The sequence below is a fragment of the Bradyrhizobium sp. WSM1743 genome (genome assembly GCF_000473065.1).
Lineage (GTDB): Bacteria > Pseudomonadota > Alphaproteobacteria > Rhizobiales > Xanthobacteraceae > Bradyrhizobium.
On sequence record NZ_AXAZ01000015.1, the window covers coordinates 140,623 to 149,254 of the forward strand.

An 8,632-nucleotide genomic window follows, 5' to 3' on the forward strand; every position below is an offset into this window, starting at 1 on the left:
TTCACTTGGCAGTTACTTGGCTGGCTCGGTGAGCCACTGGCGAATGATGGCGACGGTTTCGTTGGGGTTGCGCTCGGCGAGCTCGCCGACGCGATGGACGGACTGGGCGTGGACCTGGCCCTGGATGGTGGCGACGTCGATGGCGCTGGCGGCGCCGCTCGGCAGTAGCTGCTGGCCGGTGGCGGGTGTTGCCTCTTCCGAAGCTGTGGGCCCCGTCAGCACGCCGGAGATGGCGGCGGCGACGTCGTCGGAGGCGAGGATGCGCTTGACCAGCGGGCGGATCACCAGGAACAGCACGACGAGCCCGAGCAGCATCATCACGCCGAGCTCGACGAAGTACATGACGTCGTCCTTGGTGAACTGCAGCATGCCGAGGAAGCCTGAGGGTTCACCAATCGGGGCGGTGGAGGGGGCGTCGGCGAAGCGGAGGTTGACGACCTCGACCTGGTCGCCGCGCTTCTGGTCGAAGCCGATCGCCGAGCGCACCAGCGTGGCGATGCGGTCGAGCTGCTCCTTGGTGCGGTCCTGGTAGGCCAGCTCGCCCTTGTCGTTCTTGGTGTAGATACCGTCGACCAGCACCGCGACCGAGATGCGGTTGACCCGGCCGGCCTCGGTTACCTCGGTCTTGGTGGTGCGGGAGATCTCGTAATTGTTGGTCTCCTCGGTCTTCTTGCTCTGGTCCTTGGCCGCGACGCCGTTGTTCTGCTGGTTGCCGGGCAGCTCGTTGTTGACCGTGACCTGGCCGTTATTGTCGGCGGTCATGCTCTGCTCTTCGCGGGTCTGGCTCGAACGCAGCACGCGGCCTTCGGGGTCGAACTTGTCCGAGGTCTGGGTGACCTTGTTGAAGTCGAAATCGGCGGAGAGCTGGACGCGGGCACGGCCCGAGCCGACCACGGAGGACACGATGTCCTCGACCTGCTTGCGCATCCGCTTTTCGAAGGCGATGCGGCGCTCGTCGCCAACGGCCTGCTCCGGATCGGTCGCCGCGCCGTCGGCAAGCAGCTGGCCGGCTTCGTCGACGATCGAGACCCGCTGCGGCTTCAGTCCGTTGACGGCGGAGGCGACGAGATGGCGGATGGCGCGGATCTGCTGGGCTTCCAGCGAGCCGCGGACGCGCACCACGATCGAGGCCGACGGCTCCGGCGCCTCGCGCGCAAACAGCGGGCGCTCGGGCAGCACCAGATGGACGCGGGCGGCCTGGATGCGGTCGATGGCGCGGATCGTGCGGGCGAGCTCGCCTTCCAGGGCGCGCAGGTGGTTGATGTTCTGGACGAAGGAGGTGGTGCCGAGTGCGTCCGACTTGTCGAACACCTCGTAGCCGACGCCGCCGCCCTTGGGCAGGCCGCCCTCGGCGAGCTTCATCCGCAGGCGGGTGACCTTGTCCTTGGGCACCATGATGATGGAGCCCTCATTGCGGATCTCGAACTGGATGCCTTGGCGCTCCAGGTCCTTGATGATGCCTGAGGAATCCTCGACGCTGAGGTCGGTGAACAGCGTCGTCATCTGCGGCGTGGTGACGCGCATGATGACGAAGGCGAAGAAGCCGATGAGCGCGGCGGTGACCGCGATCATCGCCCCGAACCGGGCGGCACCGATACTTTTTAAGAAGTCCGCAAGACCTTGCAAGCAACCGCCCCGAAGCTTCGACCCGCAACCGAGCGGTCGACTGGGCAATTATTGCCTAGGGGATGGTTTCGATATGGTTAACGAAGGTTAAGAGGTCGGACAAAAGTCGCGCCAAAACGAAACATGAAAAAAATCGGCCTCGCAGGACGAGACCGATTTTCGTCGAAAGCCACAGATTTCCGGATCGCCTACTGGCGATATTGCTGGATGCGGGTGGTGCGAAGACCCGCCAGACCGTGCTGGTCGATGGAAAACTGCCAGGAGAGGAATTCGTCGACCGTCAGGGTATAACGGCTGCAGGCCTCCTCAAGGGAGAGAAGTCCACCACGGACAGCGGCGACGACTTCGGCCTTGCGGCGGATGACCCAGCGTTTGGTGCCGGGTGCAGGCAGATCCGCGATCGTCAACGGACTGCCGTCCGGCCCGATGACGTATTTTACCCTCGGGCGATGGGGTTCTGTCATGGCGTACTCACAAACTCTCAACCACTGAACTCACGCCGTAACCGTAACCCTCGCGGCTTAAAAATCCGCTAAGCCTAAGGCTTCAATACAATTCTCGTTGAAACTTGCGGGAACGCGGCCGGCTCGGCGGGCGGGAGACGTGATCTCGGCCGGCTGAGCGGGGCAGAAGGTAAATACTTTACTAACAAAGGCGGCCTGTGCGCGGTGTCGCGGAGGCCCCAAGTGTCGTCCTGGGGCGCGCGTAGCGCGAACCCGGGACCCATAACCCCAGGAAGCAGTTCTTGCGAAGACTCGGGGTTACTCCCTCACGCCAAACGACTTCCTGTGGTTATGGATCCCGGCCTTCGCCGGGATGACATCGACGCGGACGTTCCTCAATTGCTGCTTGTCGCGATAATGCTCTTGACCTGGCTCAGCGTGTAGCTGGCGCCGTCGATGGTGAGCAGCGGCGGCGACTGGGTCAGGTCGACCGACGACACCACGCCCTGCACCTGCGCGGCGATGCCGACATTGTTGTTGGCGACGTCCTTGCCCGTGGCCGAGATCGTGTACTTACCGTCGGGCCATTGCGTGCCGTCATTGCCCATGCCGTTCCAGGTGAAGGGGATGTCGGTGCCGGCGGCGGCGGTATATTTGCCGGTGAACACGGTCTGGCCGCTGGCATTGGAGACGGTGATGTCGACGGTCGAGTCGGTTGGCACGTTGAGATGCCAGGTCGCCGACGAGTTCTTCATCGTCGCGGTCGAGCCGTCGACCAGGGCGGTCTTGCCGACGAAGCCCAGCGCCTGGGTCGCCTGCGTGGTCTGCTGCAGGGTGACGAGCTGAGCCAGCGAATCGTTGGTCTTGAGCTGCTGCTCGACGCCGGCGAACTGCACCAGCTGCTGGGTGAACTGGTTGGTGTCGAGCGGATCGAGCGGGTTCTGGTTCTGCAGCTGTGTCGTCAACAGCGTCAGGAAGGTCTGGAAGTTGCCGGCGAGCGTCGACCCCGTGGTCGAGCTCATCGACGAGTTCGACGAGGATTTCGGGATGTCGGTCGTCGCGGAGACGGGCGTCGGGGCGGTGGCGGCATTCGTGGTGGTCATTGCCGAATACTCCTCACACTCTGATGTCGACACCGCTGCTCGATCCGAGCATGCGGCCATAGCCGCGCCCCACGGGCGCTGCGGGAACGCTGTCGTCCTCGCTGATGATCAGCCGGCGGGCATTGCCGCCATTGTCGTTGTTCTGGCCGGACTGCTGGCCCGATGAATTCTGGTCGCGCAGGCTGAAGGACAGCCCGTTGCTGCCGGTCTTGAAGCCGGCATCGTCGAGCGCGCGCTGCAATTGCGGCGCGTCCTGACGCAGCATTTGCAGCGTCTCCGGCTTCTCAACGGTGAGATGCGAGGTGACCTGGCCGTTGCGGTCGACATTGATGCGCACGTCGATGCGGCCGAGCTCGGCCGGGTCGAGGCTGATGTCGAACCGCGACTTGCCGGCGCGAATGGCGGCTGCGATCTCGATCGGCACGCCGCTGATCGGAACAGTCGTGTGGGTTGCCGCGGTCGCGGTGAGCGTCGCGATCGATGCCGTGGCAGCCGAGGTGGTACTGGTCAGCGGCGCCTGCACGGCGGAAGCGGCCTGCGCGCTGGTGTCCGTTGGGGCGACGGCAGCTTGCGTGCCCGCATGCGCGGGCGCGGCCGGCGCGCCTTGTGTCGGTTCGGCGGTGCGGTCGGCGGGACCTGCCTTCACGTCGGTCGCTCCGCCATCTGCCTGCGGCTTGAGGCCTTGCGCATGCGCGGCGTTGGCGATGGCCGGTGCCGGAGCCTGCGCCGTGGCGGCATTCGGCTTGCCGGTGTCCTGGCCGATATTCGAGACGTCGGTCTGGGCCTGCGCCGTGACGGCGTCCTTGAACGAGGTTTTTGGCGTGCTCTGACTGGCGACGGCGATCAGTCCGCCATTGGCTTTCGCATCGCTCGTGCTGGCCTCGCTCGTGCCGGTCGCGGTCTCGCCGAGCGTTGCCGTGGTGTGGGCATCGACCTCGGCGCCGGCGACCTTGGCGCTCTTGTCGCCGGCGGTATCGGTCTTGGTGCCGGCGATCTGCGCTGCAGTGGAGGCACTGGCGGCAAGACCTGCCGCGGCGATCGTCAGCGGCGAGGCGGCGGCATCGCCGGCCTGGCTCGCAGCCGCATTCGGATCGACTGGGACGACCGGCGCGGCAACGACGACGCTGGGATCGGGCACGGCGATCTGCGTCGCATCCGTCGGCACGGCGGCAGCCGCATCGGCGGCGGCGGTCAGGGCATCGGGGCCGTCGCTCTTGTCGCCCTTGGTCTCGTCGGATTTCTCCGCCGATTTCGCGTCTGACGTCTCGGACTTGTCCTTGATCTTGCCGGCGTCCTTGCCCGCGTCCTGGGCCGGATCGCTGGTCGCCTCGCTCTTGTCATTCTTCGCCGGCGCAGATGTGTCGGTATCGTCGCTCGCCTTGCTCTGCGCAGGCTGGTCCGTGGACGAGGTGTCGCGCGGGCCGCGGTCGGACGCTGCGGAATCGCTCCGGCGTGGCGCGGTGTCCTGCGCCTGCGCATTGTTGCTGATCGCCTGGGTGTTGCTGTCGACCAGCGTGCCGAAGGAGTCGGTCGCGGGCGCGTCCTTTGGCCCTTGCGGCCGCGCAGGCTTTGGCTGCGCGCTCGGGACTTGCACGCTTGCCACGACATCTGACGTACGACCAACCACAGGCAACCCCTTGGAAGCAACTTCGGACAAGGGGGGAGCAAGGAGCGGGCCAGCGTCCCTCTAAATTGATTTATATAACAAAAACAGCGTGTTAGCTGTTTGAAGTTGCTGCCGGGCAGCCCGGCGCGACCCCGCCATTTCTGCCGCCCCGGCAAGAATTGCCCTAAGCCGGCCGCCCGCGTGATTGCTTCACCGGAATGCCGCCTATATTAAAGAGGTTACTCTCAGCCGCTTTCGACTTGGGCAGTCGTGCTCTTCGGGAACTAAAGTTCCGGGGGATTGCCGATGTCCCCGCGAGAAGGCACAGCAATCGCGGATCGCGCTACGCCGCCGTCACAACGCTTCTAGGGCCGATGCTCAACAGTCTGGATCTCGAAGGCCGTCCCGAGGACACCAGGGTCGTCGTCGCCATGTCGGGCGGCGTCGATTCCTCGACGACGGCTGCGCTGCTCAAGGCTGAAGGCTATGACGTCGTCGGCATCACGCTGCAGCTCTACGACCATGGCGCGGCCACCCACCGCAAGGGCGCCTGCTGCGCCGGCCAGGACATCCACGACGCCCGCGACGTCGCCGCCAAGCTCGGCATTCCTCATTACGTGCTCGATTACGAGGACCGCTTCCGCGAGTCCGTCATCGACAACTTCGCCGATAGCTACGCGCTCGGCGAGACGCCGGTGCCCTGCATCGAGTGCAACCGCAGCGTAAAATTCCGCGACCTCCTCAAGACCGCGCGCGAGCTCGGCGCCCAGGCGCTCGCCACCGGCCATTACGTCGCCTCGCGCCGTCAGGGCGACGGCTCGCGCGCGCTGGTCTGCGCGGCAGATAGCGACCGCGATCAGAGCTATTTCCTGTTCGCGACCACGCAGGAACAGCTCGACTTCCTGCGCTTTCCGCTCGGCGACATGACCAAGCCGCAAACGCGCGAGCTCGCGCGCCGCTTTGGGCTCGCGGTCGCCGACAAGCACGACAGCCAGGACATCTGCTTCGTGCCGACGGGCCGCTACACCGACATCATCACGCGCCTGCGGCCGAACGCGATGGACCCGGGCGACATCGTCGATCTCGACGGACGCGTGCTCGGCCAGCATCACGGCATCGCCAATTTCACCGTCGGCCAGCGCCGCGGCCTCGGCATCGCCTCCGGCTCGCCGCTGTTCGTGGTGCGGCTGGAAGCAGCCAACCGCCGCGTCGTCGTCGGCCCGCGCGATGCGCTGAAGATGCACCGCATCAGCTTGCGCGACGTCAACTGGATCGGCGGCGGCGACATCGACCGCGCCATCGGCGGCGGCCTCGAGATGTTCGTGCGCGTGCGCTCGACCCGCTCGCCGCAGCCGGCCTGGCTGCGCGGCAGCAATGGCCATTACGAGGTCGAGCTCGTCGCCGGCGAGGAAGGCGTCTCGCCCGGCCAGGCCTGCGTGTTCTATGACGCACCCGGCGGCCAGGCCCGCGTGCTCGGCGGCGGTTTCATTCAGAGCGCTGCGGCGAAGATTGGCGCGGCCACATCGCGCCCGCTCGCGGAAGCCGTGCGCGGCTAACTTGCCGAGATTGAGCCCAACTGCTACCGCGAAAGAGGTGCACTCCCTCTCCCGCTTGCGGGAGAGGGTTAGGGAGAGGGCTCTCTCCACACGCGATATATCGCGAGAGGAAAGAACCCTCACCCGGCGCTGCGCGCCGACCTCTCCCGCACGCGGGAGAGGCGCTAGACCGAGTTCGGGGCTGACTTCGATCTCACCAATGATCGTCCGGTGTAAGTAAGAGTATCAGGCAGGGCAGGGGGCATGGCAGCAGACATCTCGCGGGCCGGGGTCGAGAAGGCCTATGGCCGCTGGGCGCCGGTCTATGATCTCGTGTTCGGCAAGGTGTTCGACGCCGGCCGGCAGTCGACCATCGCGGAGGCCGACCGCATCGGCGGCCGCATCCTCGACGTCGGCGTCGGCACCGGGCTGTCCCTCTCGGAGTACGCGCGCACAACGAAAATCTGCGGCGTCGACATCTCCGAGCCGATGCTGCGCAAGGCGCAGGCGCGCGTGCGCGCGCTGCGTCTCTCCAATGTCGAGGTGCTCTCGGTGATGGATGCGAAGAACCTCGCTTTCCCCGACAACGCCTTCGACGCGGTGGTCGCGCAATATGTCATCACCGCCGTGCCCGATCCCGAAGGCACGCTCGACGAGTTCGTGCGCGTGCTCAAATCGGGCGGCGAGCTGATCCTCGTCAACCACATCGGCGCCGAGCGCGGTCCCCGAAAGCTGTTCGAGCTCGCCTTCGCCCCCGTCGCCCGCCGCCTCGGCTGGCGCCCCGAATTCCCGTGGGCCCGCCTCGAGGGCTGGGCCGCCAAGCACGGCGGCATCACCCTCACCGAGCGCCGCCCGATGCCGCCGATGGGCCACTTCTCGCTGATCCGCTACCGCAAATCGTAATGTTCTGGGAGCGGAACGCGCCGCACGCCCCGCGCGTTTTCCTCTCATGCGCACGACACCAAACATCATTCTGGCTGGCCTCCTGATCGCCGCTTCAGGCGCTGCGATCGCGCAGGCCCCGCCCGCCCCGGCGACGCCGCCGCAACAGACCGCGCCGCCATCCCCGCAACATGCGGCCAATTGCACGCCGCAGGACCGCCCGAACCGTCAGGCCGACGGCACCACCACCGGCCAGTCCCGGGAACCGCTCGGCGACAAGCTGGCCAAATCCGAAGGCGTGCTCTGCCCGCCCGCCGGCATCGACCCCGAGATGCACGCCCCAGCCCCCGACACCGGCGGTAAAACCCCTGTCATCCCGCCCCCCGGCAGCCCCGGCGGCGATCCGAATGTGAGGCCGAAATAGGCGCTTCTTCCTTCGCCTCGCCCCGCCGGGGAGAGGCCGAAATCCGCGCAAAGCACGGATTCCGGGTGAGGGGAAGTCTCCGCGAGGCTGGTGCCCAAAATCCTACTGATCCGGCCAGAAATGGTCGTTTTCCCGCCGACTTGTCCCGCCGAAGCCTTGGCGAAGGCGGCAGCTTTTAGCGAAGGCGGATTGACTTCCCGCCGCCCCCTTCTTTATATGCCGCGCGTTCGCGAGATCGGCCCTGGTCGCCGCCGCGATCCCTGTGGCGGGGTAGCTCAGCTGGTTAGAGCACGGGAATCATAATCCTGGGGTCGGGGGTTCGAGTCCCTCCCCCGCTACCAACGATCCCCTTGTCCAGCCCGGACACATAGGTAACAGGTCGTACCTAAGACATGGGTGACAACCTCGTGCCGAACGGGTTGTCGAGGGTTGCAGGGTCACTCACTCCAAGCATTCATGGCACAGCCGCATTGTTGCTCGGCACGCGCGTTCGCCGTCAACCCCGCGCGCCAAAGGCGCGCCCCTGCGGGCTTCGGGGGGTGACCGCTCAGCGCGGCCGAGCCAAGGGCTGCCATTCCAAGAATGAGCAAGACCTGCCTCTCGGTCAAAGCGAGGATGTCGTACCGGAGACATCGGTGACGGGCTTTGGGCCGAATGGGTTGTCGAGGGGCTGCAAGGTCTTTTGCTCCAGGTCGAAGTAGCCCAGATCGTAGTGCATGAAGCTGACGAGCCAAATGCCGTCGTCGACCTCCTTGATGCCGAGCTTTTGGCCGGCCAGCACGACGGAGATATTGATTTTCTTGCGGTGCAGGCAAAGGCGCCCACAGGATGTGATGACGACGTCTCGATCGTGGAAGGGATAGGTCAGTTCGGGCAGGCCATCGTAGCGGCGTGCTGAAGCTGTGTAGAGGTCTGCGGGACGCTTCATATCGAGAGCTTCGTGAGGGCGTTCCTCATTGAACTCGTGCCGGAAGCTATCAAAGCGATCCTGCTGCTGGAGGCTGTTGAACCCC

Annotated in this window: 7 protein-coding genes, 1 tRNA gene and 1 pseudogene; 4 read left to right on the top strand and 5 right to left on the bottom strand. The window is 65.8% G+C overall.

From position 1 onward, the window contains the following. Nucleotides 1-12: 12 nt before the first annotated feature. The 4 genes from fliF to YU9_RS0112885 form a co-directional block, all read right to left on the bottom strand. Nucleotides 13-1,626: a flagellar basal-body MS-ring/collar protein FliF gene (gene fliF / locus YU9_RS0112870; RefSeq protein WP_027573211.1), complete on the bottom strand. Its 1,614-nt coding sequence runs from the start codon at nt 1,624-1,626 to the stop codon at nt 13-15. Between the two features lie 188 nt (nt 1,627-1,814). After that, entirely contained in the window at nt 1,815-2,090 is a 276-nt protein-coding gene (locus YU9_RS0112875) for a DUF1153 domain-containing protein (protein ID WP_002714638.1), read from the bottom strand. Between the two features lie 374 nt (nt 2,091-2,464). Then, nucleotides 2,465-3,172: a flagellar hook assembly protein FlgD gene (locus YU9_RS0112880; protein WP_027573212.1), complete on the bottom strand. Its 708-nt coding sequence runs from the start codon at nt 3,170-3,172 to the stop codon at nt 2,465-2,467. A 13-nt stretch (nt 3,173-3,185) separates the two neighbouring features. Beyond that, the gene (locus YU9_RS0112885) at nt 3,186-4,799 is read right to left on the bottom strand and encodes a flagellar hook-length control protein FliK (RefSeq protein ID WP_027573213.1); all 1,614 of its coding nucleotides are present in this window, start codon (nt 4,797-4,799) and stop codon (nt 3,186-3,188) included. 353 nt (nt 4,800-5,152) lie between these two features. Here YU9_RS0112885 and mnmA point away from each other — a divergent pair, with 353 nt between their 5' ends. The 4 genes from mnmA to YU9_RS0112905 all read left to right on the top strand — a co-directional run bounded on the left by mnmA (nt 5,153) and on the right by YU9_RS0112905 (nt 7,960). Next, a complete protein-coding gene (gene mnmA / locus YU9_RS0112890) occupies nt 5,153-6,334 on the top strand; it encodes a tRNA 2-thiouridine(34) synthase MnmA (RefSeq protein WP_027573214.1) in 1,182 nt (393 codons plus the stop codon). A 243-nt stretch (nt 6,335-6,577) separates the two neighbouring features. Further along, nucleotides 6,578-7,216 carry a class I SAM-dependent methyltransferase gene (locus YU9_RS0112895; protein ID WP_027573215.1) on the top strand — a complete coding sequence of 213 codons (639 nt, stop codon included), beginning with the start codon at nt 6,578-6,580 and terminating at the stop codon, nt 7,214-7,216. Between the two features lie 46 nt (nt 7,217-7,262). Further along, the gene (locus YU9_RS0112900; RefSeq protein WP_027573216.1) at nt 7,263-7,619 is read left to right on the top strand and encodes a hypothetical protein; all 357 of its coding nucleotides are present in this window, start codon (nt 7,263-7,265) and stop codon (nt 7,617-7,619) included. Between the two features lie 264 nt (nt 7,620-7,883). Continuing rightward, nucleotides 7,884-7,960 (top strand) — tRNA-Met (locus YU9_RS0112905). Nucleotides 7,961-8,223: 263 nt separating this feature from the next. Here YU9_RS0112905 and YU9_RS48970 read toward each other — a convergent pair. Further along, nucleotides 8,224-8,632 (bottom strand): annotated as a pseudogene (locus YU9_RS48970) (IS481 family transposase); the annotation flags it as partial.